General features: G+C 73.5%; 23 protein-coding genes. 10 read left to right on the top strand and 13 right to left on the bottom strand.

Annotated features, from left to right (window positions below; genetic code table 11):
- Positions 1–19: 19 nt before the first annotated feature.
- Together KUG39_RS10830 and KUG39_RS10825 are read right to left on the bottom strand one after the other, a co-directional pair.
- Entirely contained in the window at positions 20–1,333 is a 1,314-nt protein-coding gene (locus KUG39_RS10830; protein WP_094586385.1) for a CmpA/NrtA family ABC transporter substrate-binding protein, read from the bottom strand.
- Positions 1,334–1,539: 206 nt separating this feature from the next.
- The gene (locus KUG39_RS10825; RefSeq protein WP_353617164.1) at positions 1,540–2,592 is read right to left on the bottom strand and encodes an anthranilate phosphoribosyltransferase; all 1,053 of its coding nucleotides are present in this window, start codon (positions 2,590–2,592) and stop codon (positions 1,540–1,542) included.
- Between the two features lie 349 nt (positions 2,593–2,941).
- Between KUG39_RS10825 and KUG39_RS10820 the strand changes: the two genes are divergently transcribed.
- From KUG39_RS10820 to KUG39_RS10810, 3 genes are read left to right on the top strand one after another with little or no spacing between them, the layout of a single operon-like run.
- Complete coding sequence (locus tag KUG39_RS10820) at positions 2,942–4,537, top strand: ferredoxin--nitrite reductase (protein WP_286192888.1); 1,596 nt, start codon at positions 2,942–2,944, stop codon at positions 4,535–4,537.
- 7 nt (positions 4,538–4,544) lie between these two features.
- A complete protein-coding gene (locus KUG39_RS10815) occupies positions 4,545–5,237 on the top strand; it encodes a hypothetical protein (RefSeq protein WP_216912739.1) in 693 nt (230 codons plus the stop codon).
- Positions 5,238–5,267: 30 nt separating this feature from the next.
- The gene (locus KUG39_RS10810; protein ID WP_094586375.1) at positions 5,268–5,786 is read left to right on the top strand and encodes a universal stress protein; all 519 of its coding nucleotides are present in this window, start codon (positions 5,268–5,270) and stop codon (positions 5,784–5,786) included.
- Here the strand turns inward: KUG39_RS10810 and KUG39_RS10805 are convergent.
- The 5 genes from KUG39_RS10805 to KUG39_RS10785 are packed head-to-tail and all read right to left on the bottom strand — an operon-like array spanning position 5,747 to position 10,630.
- Complete coding sequence (locus tag KUG39_RS10805) at positions 5,747–7,351, bottom strand: glycine betaine ABC transporter substrate-binding protein (protein WP_216912737.1); 1,605 nt, start codon at positions 7,349–7,351, stop codon at positions 5,747–5,749. The genes KUG39_RS10810 and KUG39_RS10805 overlap by 40 nt on opposite strands.
- Positions 7,348–8,724: an APC family permease gene (locus KUG39_RS10800; RefSeq protein ID WP_216912735.1), complete on the bottom strand. Its 1,377-nt coding sequence runs from the start codon at positions 8,722–8,724 to the stop codon at positions 7,348–7,350. Before KUG39_RS10800 ends, KUG39_RS10805 begins: the two co-directional genes overlap by 4 nt.
- 23 nt (positions 8,725–8,747) lie before the next feature.
- On the bottom strand, positions 8,748–9,851 hold the full coding sequence (locus KUG39_RS10795; RefSeq protein ID WP_286192887.1) for an oxygenase MpaB family protein: 1,104 nt from the start codon (positions 9,849–9,851) through the stop codon (positions 8,748–8,750).
- Positions 9,852–9,859: 8 nt separating this feature from the next.
- Entirely contained in the window at positions 9,860–10,405 is a 546-nt protein-coding gene (locus KUG39_RS10790; protein WP_216912733.1) for a DUF924 family protein, read from the bottom strand.
- A gap of 3 nt (positions 10,406–10,408) precedes the next feature.
- Positions 10,409–10,630, bottom strand: a complete 222-nt coding sequence (locus KUG39_RS10785; protein ID WP_190609996.1) for an amino acid transport protein — start codon at positions 10,628–10,630, stop codon at positions 10,409–10,411.
- 63 nt (positions 10,631–10,693) lie between these two features.
- Between KUG39_RS10785 and KUG39_RS10780 the strand changes: the two genes are divergently transcribed.
- Entirely contained in the window at positions 10,694–11,452 is a 759-nt protein-coding gene (locus KUG39_RS10780; protein ID WP_216912732.1) for a type 1 glutamine amidotransferase, read from the top strand.
- Here the strand turns inward: KUG39_RS10780 and KUG39_RS10775 are convergent.
- Positions 11,397–12,548 (bottom strand): anthranilate phosphoribosyltransferase, encoded by a 1,152-nt coding sequence (locus KUG39_RS10775; RefSeq protein WP_286192886.1) that lies wholly within the window; start codon positions 12,546–12,548, stop codon positions 11,397–11,399. The two genes, KUG39_RS10780 and KUG39_RS10775, sit on opposite strands and share 56 nt — an antisense overlap.
- 40 nt (positions 12,549–12,588) lie before the next feature.
- On the opposite strand from KUG39_RS10775, the gene KUG39_RS10770 reads away from it, so the two are divergent.
- From KUG39_RS10770 to KUG39_RS10745, 6 genes are read left to right on the top strand one after another with little or no spacing between them, the layout of a single operon-like run.
- Positions 12,589–13,245 carry a CbiX/SirB N-terminal domain-containing protein gene (locus tag KUG39_RS10770; protein ID WP_216912730.1) on the top strand — a complete coding sequence of 219 codons (657 nt, stop codon included), beginning with the start codon at positions 12,589–12,591 and terminating at the stop codon, positions 13,243–13,245.
- A 7-nt stretch (positions 13,246–13,252) separates the two neighbouring features.
- Entirely contained in the window at positions 13,253–14,062 is an 810-nt protein-coding gene (gene cobA / locus KUG39_RS10765) for a uroporphyrinogen-III C-methyltransferase (protein ID WP_094585372.1), read from the top strand.
- A 20-nt stretch (positions 14,063–14,082) separates the two neighbouring features.
- Positions 14,083–14,901: a molybdate ABC transporter substrate-binding protein gene (modA, locus tag KUG39_RS10760; RefSeq protein ID WP_216912729.1), complete on the top strand. Its 819-nt coding sequence runs from the start codon at positions 14,083–14,085 to the stop codon at positions 14,899–14,901.
- Positions 14,901–16,757: a molybdate ABC transporter permease subunit gene (modB, locus tag KUG39_RS10755; protein ID WP_216912722.1), complete on the top strand. Its 1,857-nt coding sequence runs from the start codon at positions 14,901–14,903 to the stop codon at positions 16,755–16,757. Before modA ends, modB begins: the two co-directional genes overlap by 1 nt.
- Positions 16,758–16,798: 41 nt before the next feature.
- Complete coding sequence (gene moaC / locus KUG39_RS10750; protein ID WP_216912720.1) at positions 16,799–17,314, top strand: cyclic pyranopterin monophosphate synthase MoaC; 516 nt, start codon at positions 16,799–16,801, stop codon at positions 17,312–17,314.
- Positions 17,307–18,548: a molybdopterin molybdotransferase MoeA gene (locus KUG39_RS10745; RefSeq protein ID WP_216912718.1), complete on the top strand. Its 1,242-nt coding sequence runs from the start codon at positions 17,307–17,309 to the stop codon at positions 18,546–18,548. Before moaC ends, KUG39_RS10745 begins: the two co-directional genes overlap by 8 nt.
- A gap of 1 nt (position 18,549) precedes the next feature.
- Here KUG39_RS10745 and KUG39_RS10740 read toward each other — a convergent pair whose 3' ends face one another.
- From KUG39_RS10740 to KUG39_RS10725, 5 genes are read right to left on the bottom strand one after another with little or no spacing between them, the layout of a single operon-like run.
- Complete coding sequence (locus KUG39_RS10740) at positions 18,550–19,131, bottom strand: pyridoxamine 5'-phosphate oxidase family protein (protein WP_216912716.1); 582 nt, start codon at positions 19,129–19,131, stop codon at positions 18,550–18,552.
- A gap of 34 nt (positions 19,132–19,165) precedes the next feature.
- A complete protein-coding gene (locus tag KUG39_RS10735; protein ID WP_216912714.1) occupies positions 19,166–19,651 on the bottom strand; it encodes a molybdopterin synthase catalytic subunit in 486 nt (161 codons plus the stop codon).
- Between the two features lie 3 nt (positions 19,652–19,654).
- Complete coding sequence (locus tag KUG39_RS10730) at positions 19,655–19,942, bottom strand: MoaD/ThiS family protein (protein WP_216912712.1); 288 nt, start codon at positions 19,940–19,942, stop codon at positions 19,655–19,657.
- A gap of 4 nt (positions 19,943–19,946) precedes the next feature.
- Positions 19,947–20,072 (bottom strand): hypothetical protein, encoded by a 126-nt coding sequence (locus KUG39_RS17335; protein ID WP_286194003.1) that lies wholly within the window; start codon positions 20,070–20,072, stop codon positions 19,947–19,949.
- A gap of 12 nt (positions 20,073–20,084) precedes the next feature.
- Positions 20,085–20,480: a GGDEF domain-containing protein gene (locus tag KUG39_RS10725; RefSeq protein ID WP_216918300.1), complete on the bottom strand. Its 396-nt coding sequence runs from the start codon at positions 20,478–20,480 to the stop codon at positions 20,085–20,087.
- Positions 20,481–20,608: the final 128 nt, after the last annotated feature.

Here is a 20,608-nt window from a genome sequence, read left to right as displayed (position 1 = left end):
GGAAGGGGCGTCTTCCGTGTCAGGACATGGCCTTGATCTTGAGGGCGTCCAGGTAGGCCTTCGGATTCTCCGGATCGAAGACGACACCGTCGAAGAAGGTTTCCTTGCCGCGGGAATCACTGGCGGGAATCGCCTTCTCCTGCCCGATCGCCTTGGCCGCCTCCTTCCAGAGATCGGCCCGGTTCACCTGGTTCACAAGGGCGTCGATGTCAGTGCTGGCGGGGAGATAGCCCCAGCGCATGTCTTCAACGACGAACCACTGGTCGTGGCTCTTGAACGGGAAGGAGGCGTTCTCGCTCCAGAAGCGCATGCGATACGGGCTGTCGGTCACGACGCGGCCGTCGCCGTAGTCGAAGTTGCCGGCCAGCCGTGGCTTGATGTCGGCCACCGAGGCCTTGAAGTACTTGTCCTTCGAGGTGATCTCGCAGAGCTCGTCGAGGTTGGCGGGGTCTTCGCACCACATCTGGGCTTCCAGGACCGCCTTCAGCAGGGCCTGGGTGGCCTTGGGGTTCTTCTCTACCCAGTCGGCACGCATCGAGAAGGATTTCTCGGGGTGGAACTTCCAGAGTTCACCGGTGACGGCGGCGGTGTAGCCAAGCTTCTTGTTGACCAGGCGCTGGTTCCAGGGCTCGCCGACGCAGAAGGTGTCCATGGTGCCGGTCTGCATGTTCGCCACCATCTGGGGCGGGGGGACCACCACCAGGTCGGCGTCCTTGTTGGGGTCGATGCCGTTCGCCGAAAGCCAGTAGCGCATCCAGAGGTCGTGGGTGCCGCCGGGGAAGGTGACGGCCGCCTTGAACTTCCTGCCGGTCTTGGCCGTGGACGCCACGGCGTCGGCGAGGCCGGCCTTGTTGTCGATGGTGAGCTTGTTGGCCAGGAAATCCTTCGAGACCGAGATTCCCTGGCCCTGTGTATTCAGCCGGGCCAGGGTGGCCATCGGCAGCGGCTGCTGGCTCTTGGTGATCTTGCCCGCCGCCAGCAGCAGGGGCATCGGCGTGAGGATGTGGGCGCCATCAATGCCGCCGCCGCCGCCGCCCAGTTCCAGGTTGTCGCGGGTGACGGCCCAGGAGGTCTGCTTCATCACCTTCACATCGGGCATGCCGTGCTTGGCGAAGAAGCCCTTCTCCTTGGCGATGATCAGCGGGGCGGCATCGGTGAGGGCGATGAAGCCGAGGGTCACCCCGGGAACTTCAGGCGCATCGGCGCCACCTCCGGCCGGGGCCGGGGTGGGGGCGGCCGCTTCCTTGGTGCCGCCACAGGCACTCAGCCAGATGGCACCGGCCGTGGTGCCGGCGGCGGTGATCAGAAACTTGCGACGGGAAAGATTCGACATGGAGCCGGAGGGGGAGCCAGGGGGGACCGGAGGGACGCACCAGCAGGTGCATGGGTTCTCAGGACGGGCTCCACAACGAAGCGCACCGTGCTGGCGAAGATTGGGTTGGCTGGCGCGCATGCTGACCAGACACGAATCAAGAGACCACGGCGACAGCCCTTGCCAGGGTCGCGACGGTTACCGATTCGGATTTTCGAGCGGTCGGCTCAGCCTTCCGGTGCGGCCAGCTGGCGGCGCAGCCGCTCGCCGCTGCGGGCTACGAGCAGGGCCGTCGCCTGGGCGAGGGCGTCCTCGAGCCGTTCGAACCGGCCGGCGAACCAGAGGTAGGCCGCCACGTTCCAGCGCAGCGCCGGCACCAGGGCCCCTTCGCCGCAGAGGGCCGCCAGGGCCTCGGTCCGCCAGGCTTCCAGGCCCTGCCACGGCACCTCCGCGCTGGTGATGCCGTGGTCGCGGGGGTGGAGCAGGATCCGCTCGGTGGTTCCGTGGCGCACCCGGGCGGTGATGCCGGCGCGGGAGGTGGGCAGGTCGGTGGAGCCCTCCAGCCCCTTCACCGTCAGCAGGTCGGTCTCGCCGCAGTCCTGCAGGGCCTGCCAGGCGCGGGTCTCGGTGGGGGGATGGACGAAGCCGCTGACCAGCAGGTGCTCCCCCCGGTGCGGCGTCCAGAGCAGCTCCAGGCTCGCCACCGGCGGCCGTTTGCCGATGGCGTCCCGCACCGGCACCAGCCGCTCCGCCCAGACGAAATGGTCGGGCTGGTGGGTGAGGGCCAGGCCGTGGCGATCAAGGCGCCGCTGCACCGCTGCGAGCGACAGGCCGGTGGAAGGGATGCCGATCGCCTCGAACAGTTCCGCCAGGGTGACGCCGAACTTCACCGGCATCGGATCGCCGCCGTGCAGCACCACCGGCACCGCGTCGCTGGCCAGCACCAGGGCCACCAGGGGCAGCAGGGGGGCGGTGCGGCTGCGGCCGTCGTAGGGCACGCCGAAGCAGAGCGGCCGCCGGCCGGGGGTTTCCAGCACCGGCCCGCAGCGCCGGTAGCTGTCGAGCATGCCGGAGAGCTCGGTGGGATGGGGACGGCGGATCCGGTGGGCGATCAGGAAGGCCCCCATCTGGGCGTCCGCAACCCGACCCTGGAGCATCAGGTCCATGGCCTCGGCGGCCTCCCGGCGATCCAGGCCGGTGCTGGTGTGCTCGCCGCTGCCCACCTTGCCGATCAGCTCGCGGAACCGGGCCCGCTCGGGGCCGAGCGCCTGCAGGCGCACCTGGCGCCGATCGTCGGCACCGTTCCGGGGCTCCGCCGTCCCCCCTGGGGAAGCGTCAGGTCCCGGCCTGGCCGGTTCTGGTAACAGTGACGACATGGGTGGACGGTTCCATGCCGGAAACTAAAGCCTTCCGGATCGGTGGGTTCGCGCAGCTTTCCCCGGCGCTCCCCGACACAACGATCCTTCCGGACGACGCAGCTCTCATCGGCGTCCCGGGTTCCCGTCTCGCCGCACCGGCTTGAGACGCGCTCCCTGAAGCACCCCCCGAGGCACCCCCGAGGCTCCGCTTCCGCCCACCTGCCTGGCAGGAATCCGCCGCATGGCTGGCCATGCGGACCGCCGTTTTCGCATGAACAGCACCGATACCAGCACCGATACCAGCGTCGCCACCGACACGTCCACCCCGCCCCCGGAGGCCCTCAGCAAGGTGGAACGGGCCAAGGCGGAGCTCTGCGGCCTCGACCTGGCCCCGCAGCTGGCGGAGCTGGCCGCGGCGGGCTGGGAGTCCCTCGACGAGGCCACCCTGACGATCCGCCTCAAGTGGCTGGGGATCTTCTTCCGTCCCGTCACCCCCGGTCGCTTCATGGTGCGGCTGCGGCTGCCCAACGGGGTCATCCGTGCTGAACAGCTGGAGCTGCTAGCCGACGCCGTCGACCGCTGCGGCGAGCACGGCAGCGCCGACATCACCACCCGCCAGAACCTGCAGCTGCGGGGTCTGTTGCTGGAGGACATGGCGCCCCTGCTGGCGGCGATGGAGCAGGTGGGCCTCACCAGCCGCCAGTCGGGCCACGACAACCCCCGCAACATCACCGGCAACCCCCTGGCCGGCCTCGATCCCGAGGAACTGATCGACACCCGGCCGCTGGTGGACGCGATCCAGGCCCGGCTGCTGGCCGATGGCGGCCCCCGCAACCTGCCGCGCAAGTTCAACGTGGCCGTCGGCGGCGCCCCCGACAGCTTCCTGCTCCACAACGACCTGGCCTTCCTGCCGGCACCCCATCCCCAGGAGTCGGCCGGGCCGCTCGGCTTCACGGTGATGGTGGGCGGCTTCTTCTCGGCCCAGCGCAACGAACTGGCGGTTCCCCTCGGCCTGTGGCTGCGGCCCGACCAGCTGCCCGACTTCACCCTGGCCCTGCTGCGGCACTACGACGCCCAGGGCAACCGGACCCAGCGCAACAAAAGCCGGCTGATGTATCTGGTCGATGGGCTGGGGCTGGAGGCCTACCGCGATGCCGTGGTGGCGGCCTATCGGCAGCTGGCCGGATCGGCGGCGACGGCTCCGCTGCCCCACGACGGCCGCCATCTGGTGGTGCGGCCCCCCCGCGACGGGCTGGGAGTGCAGGCCCAGAAGCAGGCGGGCCTCCACTGGGCAGGCCTGCATGTGCCGATGGGGCGCCTCGACGCCGCCTCCATGCTGGAGCTGGCCCGCCTGGCCCGCACCTACGGCAGCGGTGAACTGCGCCTCACCGAGGCCCAGAACGTGCTGATCGTGAACGTGCCCACCGACCAACTCGCGGCGCTGGAGGCCGAACCGCTGCTGGAACGGTTCCGCCTGGAGCCCGGCGCCCTGCAGGCCGAAGCGGTGAGCTGCACGGGCAGCCGCTACTGCAGCTTTGCCCTGATCCCCACCAAGCGCACCGCCCAGGCGGTAATCGACGAACTGGAGCGGCGGCTGGAGCTGCCCGAGGCCGTGCGCAGCCACTGGACCGGCTGCCCCAACGCCTGCGGCCAGCCCTACATGGGCCAGATCGGCCTGATGGGGGCCAAGGCCCGCCAGGACGGCCAGATGGTGGAGGCGGCGAAGATCTTCCTGGGGGGCCGCCTGGATCAGGACCCGCAGCTGGCCGAGCTGCACGAGAAGGCGGTGCCCCTCTCCGAGCTCCCGGATGTGCTTGAAGGGTTGCTGGTGGAACGCTTCGGTGCCCGGCGGCGGACCGCGCCGTGAGCGCCCCGTGAAGGCCGCCCGCGCCTCCTGGGAGCCCCTGGCGCTGCCGGCCGGCGGCAGCCCCGAGCGCTGGCCCTGGCTGCAGGGCCTGCGGCGGGCCCGGGACCTCGACCTGGAGCCCTGGCTGCAGGCGGTGGAGGCGGGATCGCTGCGGCCCGCCCCTGACCTGCTCGCCGCCCTGGCCGAGCGGCTCGATGGCCCGGCGGCGGCACGGCTGCTGGCCTGGTGGCTGGCCCAGCCCGCCGCCGACCCCGCCCTGCTGGCCGTGATCGGCCGCCACCGCGATTCCCGCTGCCGCACCTTGCTGCGGCAGGCCCTGGCAGCGTCCGCCGCCTCCCCCGCCGACGGCTCGGCAGCGGCGGCACGGGCCGCGCTCCTGCTGCCCCTGCTGGGCCATCAGCGCCACCCGGACGATTTCCCCCTGCTGCGGGACCAGGCTCTGGCCCCTTTGCCGCTGCAACGGCGCCGGGCCGCCCTGGAGGGCCTGGCCGTGGGGCTCGGGGTCTGGCCGCCGCTCCCCCTGCGGCAGGCGCTCGGCGCCCTTGTGGGGGATCTGGACCCCGCCCTGGCCGCCACGGCCGTGGATCTGCTGGCCCGCCTGCCGGGGGGAGGGGAGGACCTGGCCGCCCTGGATCGCCGCCGCCTGGACCCGGAGCTGGCGCGGCGCGTGGAGCGGCGCCTGGCGGCCGGGCGATCATGAGCGCACCCCAGCGCGCGTGAGGCGAGGCCGATGTTCCGTCACCTGCTGGTGCCCACCGACGGCTCCGATCTTTCCGACGGCACGATCCGCCGGGCGGTGAGCTTTGCCCAGGAATCGGGGGCCACCATCACCTTCCTGCACGTGCTCGCCAACCTGGCGATGCCGCCCCAGGGCTCCCTCTATGGCGATCCGGTGCTGCTCGATCCGGCCGTGGTGGAGCAGTTCACCCAGGCGGAGCGGTCCTATGCCGACGAGCTGCTGGGGCGGGCCAGGGCCCTGGCCGAGGAGGCCGGGGTCCCCTGCGACACCGCCATCGGTGAGCATCCGGTCGTCTACGAGGCGATCATCGACGCCGCCACCCGCCACGGCTGCGACCTGATCTTCATGGCCTCCCATGGCCGCCGCGGCCTCGCCGGGCTGCTGCTGGGCAGCGAGACCCAGCGGGTACTGACCCACACCGAGTTGCCGGTGCTGGTGTTCCGGCGCCCCGGGCCCGCCGCCGGCAACGGTCAGGAGTCGCCCTCGGCTCCGGCCGCGCCGGCCTCCTGAAGGCGCCAGCGGCGCACCACTTCGGCCACGTCCAGTCCGTCGAGGTCGACCTGGGCATTGAGGCGCTGCATGGTGGCGGCGGGGATCCGGCCGGCCAGCGCCTCGATCACCGGCACCAGCTCCGGGCGCCGTCGCAGCGTCGCCGCGTTGAACACGGGCACCGCGTCGTAGGGGGGGAAGTAGTGGCGGTCGTCCCGCAGCTGCTGCAGGTCGAGGGCGGGGATCAGGCCGTTGGTGGTGTCGCCGGCGATCAGGTCGACGCGCCCCTCGGCCAGGGCGCGGTAGGTGAGGCCCAGATCCATGGCCTCGGGCGGCTGGGCGAAGCGCAGCCCGTAACGCTGGGCCAGGCCGGCGAAGCCGTCGGGGCGGTTGAGGAACTCGTAGCCGAAGCCCGCCCGCCAGCCCGGGGTGTGGGGGGCCGCCTCGCTGATCGTGGCGATCCCCAGCCGCCGGGCCTCGGATCGGCGCACCAGGATCGCGAAGCTGTTCTCGAAGCCCAGGGAGGGGAACACGGTGAGCCCGAAGCGCTCGCCATAGAGCCGGCGCGTCTCCTCGAACACCCGCCGCGCCGGATCAGGCGTCTCCGGCGGAGGAGGTGGCTGGCTGAGAAGCGTGGTCCAGGCGGTGCCGGTGTACTCCACATAGCCGTCGATGCGGCCACTGCGCACGGCGGCATGGATCAGGCCGGTGCCCCCCAGGCCGAAGTCCCGCTTCACGTTCAACGGCGTGGAGGCCTCGATCTGCTGGGCCAGCAGTTCGCCCAGGATCAGCTGCTCGGTGAAGCTCTTGCTGCCGATCCGCACCGTGCCGGCGCCGGCGGGCGGCAGCAGCTTCAGCGCCAGCACGGCCCCCAGGGCCAGTCCCGCCAGACCCCAGGCGAGCCGCAGCAGCCGTCGCCGCCCGCCGCTGGGGCCCTTGGCGCGGGGCTGGGCCAGCCGCCGCTCCAGCCACCCCAGGCCGCCGTCGGCGAGCAGGGCGATGGCGGCGGCCGGCAGGGCCCCGGCCAGGATCAGGCCGTTGTTCACCGTGGCGATGCCCCGGAAGATGAACACCCCCAGGCCGCCGGCGCCGATGGCGGCGGCGATCGTGGCCACCCCCACGCCGATCACCGTGGCCACCCGCAGGCCGGCCATCAGGGTGGGCAGGGCCAGGGGCAGCTCCACGTGCAGCAGCACCTGACGCTCGCTGAGGCCGAGGGCATGGCCGGCCTGCTTCAGCCCCGGAGGCACCTGGGCCAGGCCGGTGACCAGGCCCCGCAGCAGGGGCAGCAGGGCGTAAAGGGTGAGGGCCACGATCGCCGGGGTGGTGCCGATCCCCCCCAGCAGCGGCACGGTGAGCAGCAGGCCGAAGATCGCCAGGCTCGGCACCGTCTGGACGGTGCTGGCCAGGGCCAGCACCGGCCCGGCCCAGCGGGGCCGGCGGCTGATCCACAGGCCCAGCGGCAGGCTGATGGCCAGGGCCAGGCCGATGGCGGTGCCCACCAGCAGCAGGTGCTCGCCGCTGCGCTGCAGGATCTCCCCCGCCAGGGCGCCGTCCCACCAGGCCGGCGGCCACCGCGAGGTCATGGGGCTTCGGCCGGCGTCAGGGCCCGGGTGGCCTGGAACACCGGCACGCTGACGCCGATCAGCAGCAGGGCCCAGCCGCTGTTGGCGGTGTCGTTGAGCAGGGCGCCCACCAGAAAGGCGATCGACCCCACCAACACGATGGCGGTGCTCCACGGGTGGCCCCAGGCCTTGAACGGCCGTGGCCGCTCCGGCTCCCGGTGGCGCAGCACGAACAGGCAGACGATCCCCACCAGGTAGAGGCTCACGTAGAGGAACGCGGCCAGCCCGAGCAGGATCGTGAAGTCGCCGCAGAGCACCAGCAGGGCTGAGGCCAGACTGGTAAGCACCAGGGCCACGGTGGGGGTGCCGCCCCTGTTCACCCGGTCGACCAGCGTGCTGAACAGCCTGTCCCGGCTGAGGCCGTAGAGGATGCGGGGGGCGCCCATGATCGAGGCGTTGATCAGGCCCGCCAGGGACAGCAGCGCCAGCACGGTGATCGCCTGGCCGCCGAAGGCGCCGAACAGCAGGGCGGCCGCGTCCGCCACCGGCAGGCTGGAGACGGCGATCACCTTCAGGGGCAGCACCCGCAGCAGGGCCAGGTTGAACAGGGTGTAAATGGCGATCACGGCCAGCACGCCGCCGATCAGGGAGCGGGGCAGGTCCTCCTGGGGTTCGCTGAACTCCTCGGAGAAATAAATGGGGCTGTGCCAGCCGTCGTAGGTGGTGACGATCGCCTGCAGGGAGAACACCAACGCCACCGCCATCCCCGTCCAGCCCGCCGGGGTGGCCAGGGCCGTGGCGGCGGTGGGGATCGCCGCGCTGGCGGCGGCGCGGCTGTCGGGGCCTCCCAGCAGGAAGCAGGCCGCCACCACCGCCAGGAAGGCGGTCGCCTTGGCCAGGCTCAGCAGCTTCTGGCTGCCGCTGCCGGCCTCCACCCCCAGCAGCTGGATGAGGGTGAACAGGGCCACCACCCCCAGCCCCACCAGCTTCCCGGGCAGCTCCAGGCCCGGCAGCAGGAAGGCCGCGTACTCGCCGATGGTGACCGCCACCCAGGCGATGCCGGTGCAGTGGCCGATCCAGTCCATCCAGCCCACCGTGAAGCCGGCGGCATCGCCGAAGCAGCGGCGGGCGTAGACGTACCAGCCGCCGGCCAGGGGCAGGCTGGCCCCCAGTTCCGCCACGGCGTTGGCGCCGAGCAGGGCGTAGAGGCCGCCGGCCAGCCAGGCCGCCACCACCCAGGGGCCGCTGCCCAGCTGGGCCGCCACCAGGCCGGGGGTGCGCAGGATGCCGGCGCCGATGGTGCCGCCCACGGCGCCGGCGATGCCGAAGGTCACCCCCAGAACGTTGAGCAGGCGGCCCGGGGTCTGGGCGGTCGCGGGTTGGTCCGGGACCACGGGATCGGGGGGAGCGGCGGGAGTCAGGAGGCGATCACCCGTTCCAGCAGCCCGTGCAGTTCCTCCAGCTCGTGGCGGCTCAGCAGCCAGTCGCCCTCCAGATCCTTGGTGACGCGGGCCTCGAGGATCCAGCCGTCCTCCGTGCGCACGAGGGCGAAGTGGGGGGACTGGAGGGGGGCGGCCATGGGCTGGCGGGAGGGGGGCGTTACCTCCTGCTTAGCCAGGGCCGGTGGGGCGGGCAGCGCCAGATCCGCCAGCAGCGGCGGTGGGCCCAGCTGCTCGAGCCGGAACGTGGCGCCGTAGCTGGGGGTGGGCTGCTGGGAATAGAAGCGGGCGGGGGCGGGCCGGCCCAGGCGGGCGCGGCCTCCGGCCACTAGGGCGGCGGCCCGGCTGCGGGCCCGCAGGGCCTGCAGTACCAGCGCCTGCAGCCAGTCGGGCGGGGTGCTCCAGCCCAGGGCGGCGCAGGTCTGGCGGTCCAGCAGGCCCAGCAGACCCCGCCGCAGGGCGGGGCGCAGGGGGCCGGGCCAGTCGGCCAGGAGCATGGCCAGGGTGGCCTCGGCGATGCGCCGGTTGGTGGCCGCCGGGGCGAAGGCCTCCCGCTCCACCCGTTCATTCAGGGCCAGCAGGTCCGCCAGGGTGTCCGGCAGCGCCCCGATCCCCATCCGCTCGCCCACCCCGCGCCAGAACCGGAACAGGTGCTCCTGTTCCAGGGGGGTCAGGGGCCGCCAGCCGTAGCGGGCCAGCCAGCGGATCGGCTCGGCCACGAAGGTGGAGAGCACGTAGAGGAAATCGTCGTTGCCGATCGCGTAGTGGCCGTGGATGCGGTTCATGCGCTCGATCACCGCGGCCCCGGCCGGGCTGTCCAGGCCATGGCGCAGCAGTTCGGCCACCATCAGGCCGGTGTCGTCGTAGCGCTTGCGGGGTCGTTGCTCGAATTCCCCGGTGCGGGCCAGCAGCCCGGAGATGGAGGGCACGCAGAAGGTCTTGAGCAGGGCCAGCTCCAGGGCCCGGGTGAGGTCCCAGGGAAACAGCTCGCCTGCCAGCCGGTGGGCGGTGGCTTCGGCGGCCCGCAGGGTCGTGTCGGCGTCGGCGTCGGCGGCGTCGGCAGGGTCGGTGGGGGAGCGCATCGGGGGCCTCAGAAGCGGGAGCCGGGCTGCTGCAGGAACACCCGTTCCTCCGGGCTGCTTGGCCGCCCGAGGGTCTGGTTGCGGTGGGGGAAGCGGCCGAAGCGGGCGATCACCGCATGGTGACGGCGGGCGAACTCGGAGGTGCGGGCGTCGGTGTGGCGCTCGAACAGGGGCAGGCCCAGCTCCTGCACCGCCAGATCCTCGCTGTGCATCAGGGGCATCAGCCAGAACGGCCGCCGTTCCGGTGCCGGCTCCGCTTCGACCCAGCCCGCCTCCACGGCCCGCAGCGTCAGGGCCAGGGCCTGCCCATCGCCAGCGAAGGCGCGGGCCTGGTCCCGCCAGATCTGACGGGGGAACTGGTCGAGCACCAGGAGCAGGGCCAGGGCGTCCACGGCGCTCTCGCCCCAGGCGGCCCGGTTGCCGGCCAGGGCCTGGTCGGTGAGGGCCCCGAACCGTTCCCGCACGATCCGGTCGCGGTCGGGACCGGGTCGGAACCAGGCGGAGGAGGGCGTCTCCTCGAACCAGAAGTGCAGCACCTCCTGCGGCGTCGGCATGGCTCAGACGAGGAAGCGGTGCAGGAGGAATGGAAGCACCATCAGCAGCAGGGCCACGGCCACGAGGGCCGGCAGGTGGCTGATGCCGTAGGGAACCACCACCAGCAGCACCCCGCAGCCCAGGGCCACAGCATGGGCCTGCTTCCTGCCATATAGCACGTAGCCCAGTCCGATCGACCCGATCACCAGCATCAGCAGCTGGCGGAGGCTGGGATCGCTGCCCATGGAACCTGGCCCGGAGCGGCGGACGCCCCCATGCTGGGGCTCCCATCGCCGTCCTGCCCACCCATGACTGACCTGGTGGTGATCCAGCACCTGGAGCGGGAAGGACCGGGCCGTTTCGGCGAGGAGGCCCGACGCCGGGGCTGGGCGGTGACGGTCTGCCGGCCCGACCTGGGGGAGCCGATGCCCCGGCTCGGGGCCGACCAGGCCCTGCTGGTGCTGGGGGGACCGATGGGGGTGGGCGACATCGGATCGCCGTCCTTCCCCTGGCTGGCGGCGGAGGTGGCCCTGCTGCGGGAGTGCCTGGCGTGCGAGCGCCCGGTGGTGGGGCTGTGCCTGGGGGCCCAGCTGCTGGCCTTCGCCGCCGGGGGGCAGGTGGTGCCGCTGACGGCGGGGGACCCGCCGGTGCGGGCCTACGAAGTGGGCTGGGGGCTGGTGGACTGGACACGGTCCGAGGGTCAGGAACCGGTGCTGGCGGGGCTCGGGGCCGGCCTGCCGGCGCTCCACTGGCACGGGGACCGGATCCGGCTCCCCGCCGCCGCCACCCTGCTGGGGTCAACGCCCCTCTGCGCCGAACAGATGTTCCGCATCGGCCATCACGCCCACGGGCTCCAGTTCCACGCGGAGGTGACGGACGCCGCCCTGGAGGTCTGGCTCGAAGAGGACGGCGACTACGTGCGCCAGGCCCTCGGACCCGACGGGGTGGAGCAGATCAGGGCTGGCCGGGAGCGCTGGGGGGAGGAGGGGGAGCGCCTGGGGCGCCGGCTGATCAACAACCTGCTGGATCGGGTGGGCGCCCTGCTGGGGGGGTATCCCCTGCTGTGAGGGCCAGCTGGCGGCGCCGGTCCTCCACCGCCCCGTCCTCCAGCAGCCGCTCCGCCCGGGTCAGCCCCGCCTGGAGGCTCTCGCTGATCCCGGCGCGCCAGAGCAGGAAGCCACCGTTCCAGATCAGTCCGGGCCGCAGGGGTCCGGAGCCCGTCAGGGCCTCCCGGGCCTGGCCCCGCCACTGGGCCACGCTCTCCAGCGGCACCTCGGGGGCCCCCAGGCCGTGGTCGCGGGCCCGCAGGATCAGCCGCTCCGCGTCACCCGCCGCTGACCCCTGCCGGTGGGAGGCGATCGCCACCCGGTTGGTGGGCAGCTCCACGCCCCCCTCCATCCCCTTGATCAGCAGCAGATCGTGCTGGCCCGTGGCGGCGAGGGCCTCAGAGGCCAGCCGCTCGGTGGGGGCGTGGACGAAGCCGCTGACCTGCAGGTGGGGTCCGGGGTGGCAGCTCCAGAGCAGTTCCAGGGTGGCGACCGGCGGGCGCTTGCCGACCTGCTCCCGCAGCGTCACCAGCCGCTCGGCCGCCGGGAAGTGGGCCGGCTGGTGCAGCAGGGCCAGCCCCTCCGCGGCGAAGCGCCGGTTCACCGCGTCCCAAGGGAGGCCGCGGCGGTCGAGGTCGAGGGCGGCCAGGGCCTCGGCGGTGGTGAGGCCGTACTTCACCGGCATCGGATCGCCGCCGTGCAGCACCACGCCGGCCCCCGCCGCCAGCAGCAGCAGGGCCACCAGGGGCAGCAGCGGCGCGGAACGGCTGCGGCCATCGAAGGGCACGCCGAAACTCAGCACCCGGCGGGGGCTCGCCGCCAGCCGCGGGCCGCGGCGTGCGTAGCTGTCGAGCATGCCGGCCAGCTCCTGGGGCTCCGGGCGCCGCAGGCGATGGGCGATCAGGAAGGCGCCGGCCTGGGCGTCCGTGCAGCGCCCGTCCAGCAGGTGATCGAGGGCTTCACCGGCTTCGGCCCTGCTCAGGGCCCGGCCGCTGCGTTCGCCGCTGCCCAGGGCGGCGATCAGCTCGCGGAAGCGGCGCTGGTCGGCCCCCAGCGCCTCCGCCCGCTCCTGCCGCCGCTGCGCCGTCCATTCCCCCCCGGGGCTCGGCGTCGACATGCGCGGCGGCCTCCTTACGGTGATCCCTAGGGTGAGGGGCATGCCCGGGATCATCGCAAGCCCCCTTCTGCTGGTGGTGCATGGCCGTTCCGGTGGCGTCATCCCCGCCGAACTGCAGGCCCTGGCCAGGGAGCTGGAGGCGGGGCGCGGCGCTCCGGTGGGGCTGGAGGCCCTGACGGCGGGCGAGCCGCCGGATGCCCCCCGCGGCAGCGCCGCCGCCCCCCTGGCCCTGGTGCCCCTCTTCCTCCTGCCCGGCAGCCATGTGCGCCGGGACGTGCCGCGGATCGCCGAGCGTTGCCGCCGGCGCGGGCCCGTGCGGCGTCTGCCGTTCCTGGGGGCCTGGCCCGCCTGGCAGCGGGCCCTGGCCGCCGAGCTGGCGGCGCTGCCGGCGCCAGTTCAGCCGCCCGGAGCCCCTGCCCAGCCAGCACCCTGGCTGCTGCATCACCCGCTGGAGGGGCCGCTGGGGGCGACGTTCCTGGCCCACCTGGAGGCGGTCACCGGTGGCCGCTGCCGCGCCACTCCATACAGTGCCCCCAGTCCCGAGGACGCTCCGCTGCCCCTGTCTGGCCCCGCCCTGCCCCTGGCCCTGGCCGCCAACCGGCTCACCGACGCCCTGCCGCCGTCGCTGGGCCTGCCGCTGCTGCAGCGGCCCCGGTTCCGGGCCGTGGTGCTGGAGGCCCTGATGGCGTTGCCATGACGGAGCCATGACGGACGAGACCCTGGCCCCCAGCGTCGATGACGGCCCCGGGACCGTGTACCTGGTGGGGGCGGGCCCGGGGGATCCGGACCTGCTCACCCTGCGGGCCCACCGGCTGCTGCAGCAGTGCGACGCCCTCGTCTACGACTCTCTGGTGCCCACCGCCCTGCTGGACTTGGTGCCCGAAGGGTGCGAGCGCCATTTCGTCGGCAAGCGCCGCGGCCACCACTCGGTGCCCCAGCCCAGCACCAACGCGGTGCTGCGGGAGCTGGCCGGCCGCCACCGGCTGATCGTGCGCCTCAAGGGCGGCGATCCGTTCCTGTTCGGCCGCGGCGGTGAGGAGGCGGCCCACCTGGCGGCCCACGGGATCCCGGTGCAGGTGGTGCCGGGGGTCACGGCCGGCATCGCCGCCCCCGCCTACGCCGGCATCCCGGTCACGCACCGGCGGGCGGGATCGAGCGTCACCTTCGTGACCGGCCACGAGGAGATCGACAAGCGCCGCCCCGGCGTCGACTGGCGCGGCCTGGCCCGCAGCAGCGACGGCCTGGTGATCTACATGGGCCTGCACAACCTGCGCCACATCATCGCGGAGCTGATCGAAGGCGGGCTCGCCCCCAGCACCCCCGCCGCCGTGATCCAGCAGGGCACCGTGCGGGGCCAGCGGCAGCTGGTGGCCACCCTGGACGTGCTGGCCGACCGGGTCGAGGCCGAGGCGTTCGCCTCTCCGTCGATCGTGGTGGTGGGCGCCGTGGTGCAGGAGCGGGTGCCGTCCTGCGCCCCGTCGCCGGCCGATGTGGCGATGCCGATACCCTTCTGAGGCCTCCGACTGCGCCGCCGATGGCCACCCCCCTGCCCCGGCGCGCAGCGGTTGCGGTTCTGCTGGCCGGACCTCTGCTCGTCGTTGGCCTGGTGGCCGCGGCGGGCGGCCGCCAGGGCGAGGCCAGGGCCGCGGCCCCGCCGCTGCTGGTGAGTGCGGCGGCCAGCCTTTCGGGGCCGCTGCAGGCCCTGGCCGTTCCCTTCACCAGGGGCCAGGGAACGGCGCCGCCCCAGTTCAACTTCGGCGCCTCCGGTCTGCTGCAACAGCAGATCCAGCAGGGGGCCCCGGCGGATGTGTTCCTCTCCGCCGGCGCCCGGCCGATGGACACTCTGGAGCGGGCGGGCCTCCTGCTGGCCGGCAGCCGCCGGGATCTTCTGGGCAACCGGCTGGTGCTGGTGGTGCCGGCCCGGGCGCCGCGGCGCCCCCTGGACGTCACGGGACTGGCGGGCCCCGGGGTGCGGCGCATCGCCATCGGTGACGGCACCGTGCCGGCCGGCGACTACGCCCGCCAGGTGCTGGCCCACAAAGGACTCACTGCGGCCGTGGCCCCGAAGCTGGTGCCCCTGGGGTCGGTGCGGGCCGTGGCCCGGGCCGTGGCTGACGGCAACGTGGACGCCGGTTTCGTGTACCGCAGCGATGCGGTGCAACTGGGGGGCCTGCGGGTGGTGGCCACCGCCCCGCTCACCAGCCATGCCCCGATCCGCTACAGCGGCGCGGTGCTGCGCAGCAGCCGCCAGCCCCAGCTGGCCCTGGCCTATCTGCGCTCCCTGGGCAGCCCCGCCGCCCGGGCCCTGTTCCGTCGCGAGGGCTTCGAGATCCTGCCCGGTCGGGCCCCCTGATGGAGGCCGGCCCCGGCCTGTCGCCCCTGGTGCTGTCGCTACGTAGCGCCACCCTGGCGGTGCTGCTGGTGCTCCCGGCTGGGTTCCTCGCCGCCGATCGGGTGCGGCGCTGGCGGGGCGCGCGGCGCGCCACGGCCGACCTGCTGCTGCTCTCCCCCCTGGTGCTGCCGCCCACGGTGCTGGGGTTCGTGCTGCTGCAGCTGCTGGGCCGTTACGGCCCCCTGGGGGAACCCCTGGCGCGGCTGGGGCTGGAGCTGGTGTTCAGCTGGCCCGCCACGGTGCTGAGCGCGGCGGTGGTGGCCTTCCCCCTGATGTACCGCACCCTGCTGGCGTCGCTGGAGCAGCTGGATCCCGGCCTGGAGGGGGTGGCCCGCAGCCTGGGGGCTGGGCCGTGGCGGGTGTGGCGGCGGATCACCCTGCCCCTGGTGCTGCCAGGCCTGGGGGCAGGCCTGAGCCTGAGCTACGCCCGGGCCCTGGGGGAGTTCGGCACCACCCTGATGCTGGCGGGCAACATCCCCGGCCGCACCCAGACCCTGCCCCTGGCGATCTACGCGGCCGTCGATGCCGGCGACCTGCCCCGGGCCTGGGCTTGGACCGGCCAGGTGCTGCTGCTGAACGGGCTCTGCCTGGGGCTGGTGCAGCTGTTCCTCAGCCGCTCCCGCCGGACGCGCCGGCCGGGCACACCCGCGGCTGCGCCTGCCCCGGCCGTGCCCCCGTCGCCGCCGGGGCCTCCAGTGCCCCCCCTGGTGCTCGAGCGCCCCTTCGGCCTCCGCTTTGCGCTCCAGCAGTGCCACGGTGACTTCCGCTTCGAGCTGGCCCTCGACACCTCCTGCCGCCGGCTGGCGATCCTGGGGCCCTCCGGGGCCGGCAAGAGCCTTCTGCTGCGCCTGCTGGCCGGGCTGGAGCGCCCCCGGGCCGGGCGGATCGAGCTCAACGGCCGGGTGCTGTTCGATGCGGAGCGGGGCATCGACCTGCCTCCGGAGCGGCGCCGCATCGCCGTGATGCTTCAGAACGATGCCCTCTTCCCCCACATGAGCGTGGCCGCCAACGTGGGCTTCGGCCTGGCCCACCTGCCGCCGGCCGAACGCCACGCCCGGGTGGCGGCCCAGCTGGCGGCGGTGGGGCTGCAGGAGCAGGCGCGGCTGTTCCCCGCCCAGCTCTCGGGGGGCCAGCAGCAGCGCACGGCCCTGGCCCGGGCCCTGGTGACCGAGCCGGACCTGCTGCTGCTGGATGAGCCCCTCTCCTCCCAGGACACCCACCGCCGCCAGCACCTGCAGCAGCTGATGGAGGACCTGACGGCCCGCTCCGGGGTGCCCACCCTGCTGGTGACCCACGACATGGAGGAGGCCTACCGCCTGGGCGAGGAACTGCTGGTGATCGACCGGGGGGCGCTGCTGCGCCATGGCCCCCGCGAGGAGGTGTTCGAGCGGCCCGGGGCCGTGACGGTGGCGCGGCTGACGGGCTGCAGGAACATCTCCGCGGTGCAGTGGCTCGGGCCCACCCGGCTGCGGGCCCTGGCCTGGGGCCTGGACCTGGAGCTGCCGGAGCCCCTGGAGGCGGCCGTCAGCCACGTGGGGATGCGGGCTCACCAGCTGGAGCTCGCCGCCGCTGCCGTGCCAGGGGCGGCCCACCACTGGTTCTGCCGGGTGGTGGGGGTGAGCGAGGGGCCGCGCCATGTCAGCGTCTCGGTGGTGCCCCAGGCCAGCCCCGCGGGGCCCGGCCTCCCGGGGGGCGGGCCCATAGAACCGATCCTGGTGGAGCTGCCCCGAAGGGCCTGGAGCGTCCTTGCCCCGGCTGCAGCAAGCGGCCCCCTGGTGCTCTCCCTGCCCGCGGGCGGGCTGCTGCCGCTGCGATGAGCGCCATGCTGGGGGCACCGTCCCGACGCTTGCGCCCCGGCATGAACCAGCCTGGCCTCTCGCACCTCAACGCCGCCGGCCAGGTGCACATGGTGGAGGTGGGCGACCGGCCCGCCAGCGACCGTCGCGCCGTGGCCGAGGGCTGCATCACCATGGCCCCCGAGGTGCTGGCCCTGGTGCTGGAGGGCCGGGCGGCCAAGGGGGACGTGCTGGCGGTGGCCCGGGTGGCGGCGATCCAGGGAGCCAAGCGCACCTGGGAGCTGATTCCCCTGTGCCATCCGATCGCCCTGACGGGCCTGGAGGTGTTGATCGAGCCGATGGCCGACGGCAGCGGGCTGCGGCTGGAGGCCAGCGCCCGCACCACCGGCGCCACCGGCGTGGAGATGGAGGCGCTGACGGCGGTGCAGGTGGGCCTGCTCACCCTCTACGACATGGTCAAGTCGGCTGATCCGGCCATGACCATCGGCCCGGTGCGGCTGCTGCGCAAGGAAGGGGGGCGCCGGGGCCCCTGGGTGCATCCTGCTGTCCAGGCCCTGGCCGGGGAGTCCGATGGCTGAGCCGTTCCCCCGCGAAGGCCTGCCCCTGGAGGAGGCGCGGCGCCGGGTGCTGGCGGCGATCACCCCGCTGACGGGCCGTGAGCGGCTGCCGCTGGCGCGCTGCCTGGGCCGGGTGAGCGCCGAGCCGGCGCGGGCCGCCGAGGCTGTGCCGGGGTTCCGGGCCTCGATCATGGATGGCTACGCCATCGCCGAAGCCGAGGCCCCCAGCCCTGGCCGCCGCTGGTCCCTGGTGGGCCGCTCCGCCCCCGGCGCGCCCTACGGAGCGGTGCTGGCGGCGGGGGAGGCGATCCGGATCCTCACCGGCGCGCCCCTGCCCGAGGGGGCCCAGCGGGTGCTGCCCCAGGAGCTGGTGACGCCCGATCCCGCTGCCGACAGCCTTGTGCTCACCGGAGAGGCGGGCCCCAACCCCTGGATCCGGGCCCCGGAGGAGGAGGCCGCCGCCGGCGACGCACTGCTGCCGGCCGGGGTGCGCCTGGGGGCCGCCGCCCTGGGGCGGCTGGCCAGCTGCGGTGTGGCGGCGCTGGAGGTGCGTGTCCAGCCGCGGGTGGGGCTGCTGATCAGCGGCGATGAGCTGGTGGCGGCCGGCGCGGCCCGGGGGCCGGGGCAGATCTGGGAGAGCAACGGCACCCTGCTCCGGGCCCTGCTGGAGCGGCTGGGTTACCCCGTCAGCGAGCAGCGGGTGGTGGCCGACGATCCCGCTGCCCTCCGCCAGGCCCTAGGGGAGCTGGCCGCCGGCTGCGACGTGGTGGTGAGCACCGGCGGGGTGTCGGCCGGCGACAGCGACTGGATCCGGCCCCTGCTGAGCGAGCTGGGGGAGGTGGGCTTCTGGAAGCTGTTCCTCAAGCCCGGCCGGCCCTTCGCCTTCGGCCAGCTGGGGACGCGGCCCTTCTTCGGCCTGCCCGGCAACCCGGTGGCCGCGGCGATCACGGCCCTGCAGCTGCTGTGGCCGGCCCTGCAGCAGCTGGAGGGGGGTGAGGTGCTGCTGCTGCCGCGGCTGAAGGTGCGGCTGGCCTCGGCACTGAAACGGGGCGCCGGCCGGCCCGAACTGGCCCGGGCCCGGTTGGCGGTGGCTGGCGACGGCGCCCTGCTGGCGCTGGTGGAGGGCAGCCAGGCCTCCTCCCGCATCGGCTCGCTGCAGGGGGCCGACCTGCTGCTGGAGATCCCCGCCGAGGTGGGTGCCCTGGAGGCCGGCACGGAGCTGTGGGCCCAGCTGCTGCGGCTGCCGCTGCTCTGAGTCAGTCGCTGCTGGCGTCCGCCGCTGTGGGGGTGGCGATCGGCGCCGGAATCGGGGCGGGGAGGCCGTCGATGCTGCGGCGGTTCTTGCGCTTCCAGTAACGCTCCAGGCCGTCGTTCCCCTTCCGGCGCGCCCAGCTGTCGAGCTCGGTGCGGTCGCCGCCGTAGCTGTAGCGGGGCACCGCCATGCCGCAGGAGGTCTGGACCCGTTCGATGGCCAGGTCGAAGATCTGGCGGGCGCCGGCCAGGGGCTCGAAGTGGGCGTACAGACCGTCCCAGCCGGCCTCGCCCCGCTGGATGGTGCGGGCGGTGCCGTAGAGCCGCAGGATCTGGGGCGGGCCCTCGAAGGCACAGAACATCAGCGTCATGCGCGGGCACGCCTGGACGTGGGCGGCGGTCTCGTTGCCGCTGCCAGTGAGGTTGAGCCAGATCACCCGGCGCTCGTCGAGCACCCGCAACGCATCCCGCCCCTTGGGGGACACGTTCACCGTGCTGTCCGCGGTGGCGGTGCCGACGAAGAAGAGCTTCTGGGCGGCGATGAAGGTGATCTGGTCGGCCGAGAGGGCGTCGCTGGACTGGCCCATGGAACGGGGTGCGAAGGGAGGGGAGTGGAAGGGTTCACAGCGGGGTGTTGCCGGCCACCCAGGTGCCGCTGCCGCCGCTCCACTCCCGTTTCCAGAAGGGGGCGTGGTGCTTGAGATCCTCCAGCAGCTCCTGGACGCAGCGCAGGGCGGGACCGCGGCGGTCGGCCTGGACGGCCACCAGCACGATGGCCTCCCCCGGCCGCACCCGCCCCACCCGGTGCGCCACCAGCACCGCGCCCGCCCCGTGGCGCGCCGCGCAGGCCTCGGCGAGGCTCCGCAGCTGGGCCTCGGTCATGCCGGGATAGTGCTCCAGTTCCAGGGCCTCGAGGGGCTCGCCGGCGGCGGTGGTGGGGCGGACGCGGCCGATGAAGTGGCTTTCGGCAGCTGATCCCGTGGCGTCGGGCCCCTCGGCAGCCAGGCTCCGCTGCCAGGCCGCCAGCCGCTCCAGCGGCTGGAAGGGGGCCTCCAGGAGCTGCACTTCGATCGGGGGGGCCGGGCGGACGGGGCTGGTGGTGGACATGGGTCAGCCTCCGGTGATCGGGGGCAGGAAGGCCACCTCGTCGCCGGGGGACAGGGGGCTGTCGGGGGCGGCGAAGGCCTGGTTGATGGCCACCCGGACCGTGGCCGGCAGCTCGGCGCCCTCCTCGCTGGGGCCGCCGTCCAGGGCCAGCTGCCGCCAGAGATCCGCGGCGGTGGTGCGCTGGGCACCTGGGCGGGCGTCGAGCTGGATGAGCCGTTCGCCCCAGCCCGCCTGTTCGCGCAGGCCGGCGAACAGGCGCACATGCACGGGGGGGACGCTCGGGTGGGTCATGGGGTCAGGCGGAGAGGCCGACCTGGCTGTGCAGGGACCGGCAGACCACCCGGTTGCGGCCATGGCGTTTGGCTTCGTAGAGGCAGTCGTCGGCCAGCTGCAGCAGCCTGTCGGCGTCGCACTCGGCCATCGAGTTCGGATCCTAGGCCGCGATGCCGATGCTGACGGTGAGGACGTTGCCGGTGGCGACTCCCGGGTGGTAGATGCCCTTGTCCTGGATCGACTCGCGCAGCTTCTCGCACAGGAGCAGGGAGGCATCGGCATCGGTCTTGGGCAGGATGATGGCGAATTCCTCGCCCCCCAGCCGGGCCACGAAGTCGCTTTTTCGGCGCAGGGACGTCCGCAGGGCATCGGCGATCTCCTTGAGGCATCGGTCGCCGTAGGCGTGGCCCAGAACATCATTCACCACCTTGAACTGATCGATGTCGATGAGTGCCAGGGACAGGTTGACCTGGGCGGCTCTGGAGGCGGAGACATTCCCCTTCAGGAAGGAATCGAAGCTGCGGCGATTGGCGAGCTGGGTGAGGGGATCCAGCATCGCCAGCCGCTTCGAGCGCTCGCTCTCAAAGGCATAGAACAGTGACGTGACCCCCTTTATCGGTCCAGGCCTTATGAGAGTGGTTGGTTGTGATCATGCGGCAGCTCCCTGTTGAGCTGCCTCCAGGG

It is taken from the genome of Synechococcus sp. CCAP 1479/10 (assembly GCF_019038515.1).
GTDB lineage: Bacteria > Cyanobacteriota > Cyanobacteriia > PCC-6307 > Cyanobiaceae > Cyanobium.
The sequence above is the reverse complement of the archived record's forward strand: the minus strand, read 5'-3'. Positions and strand labels throughout refer to the sequence as shown.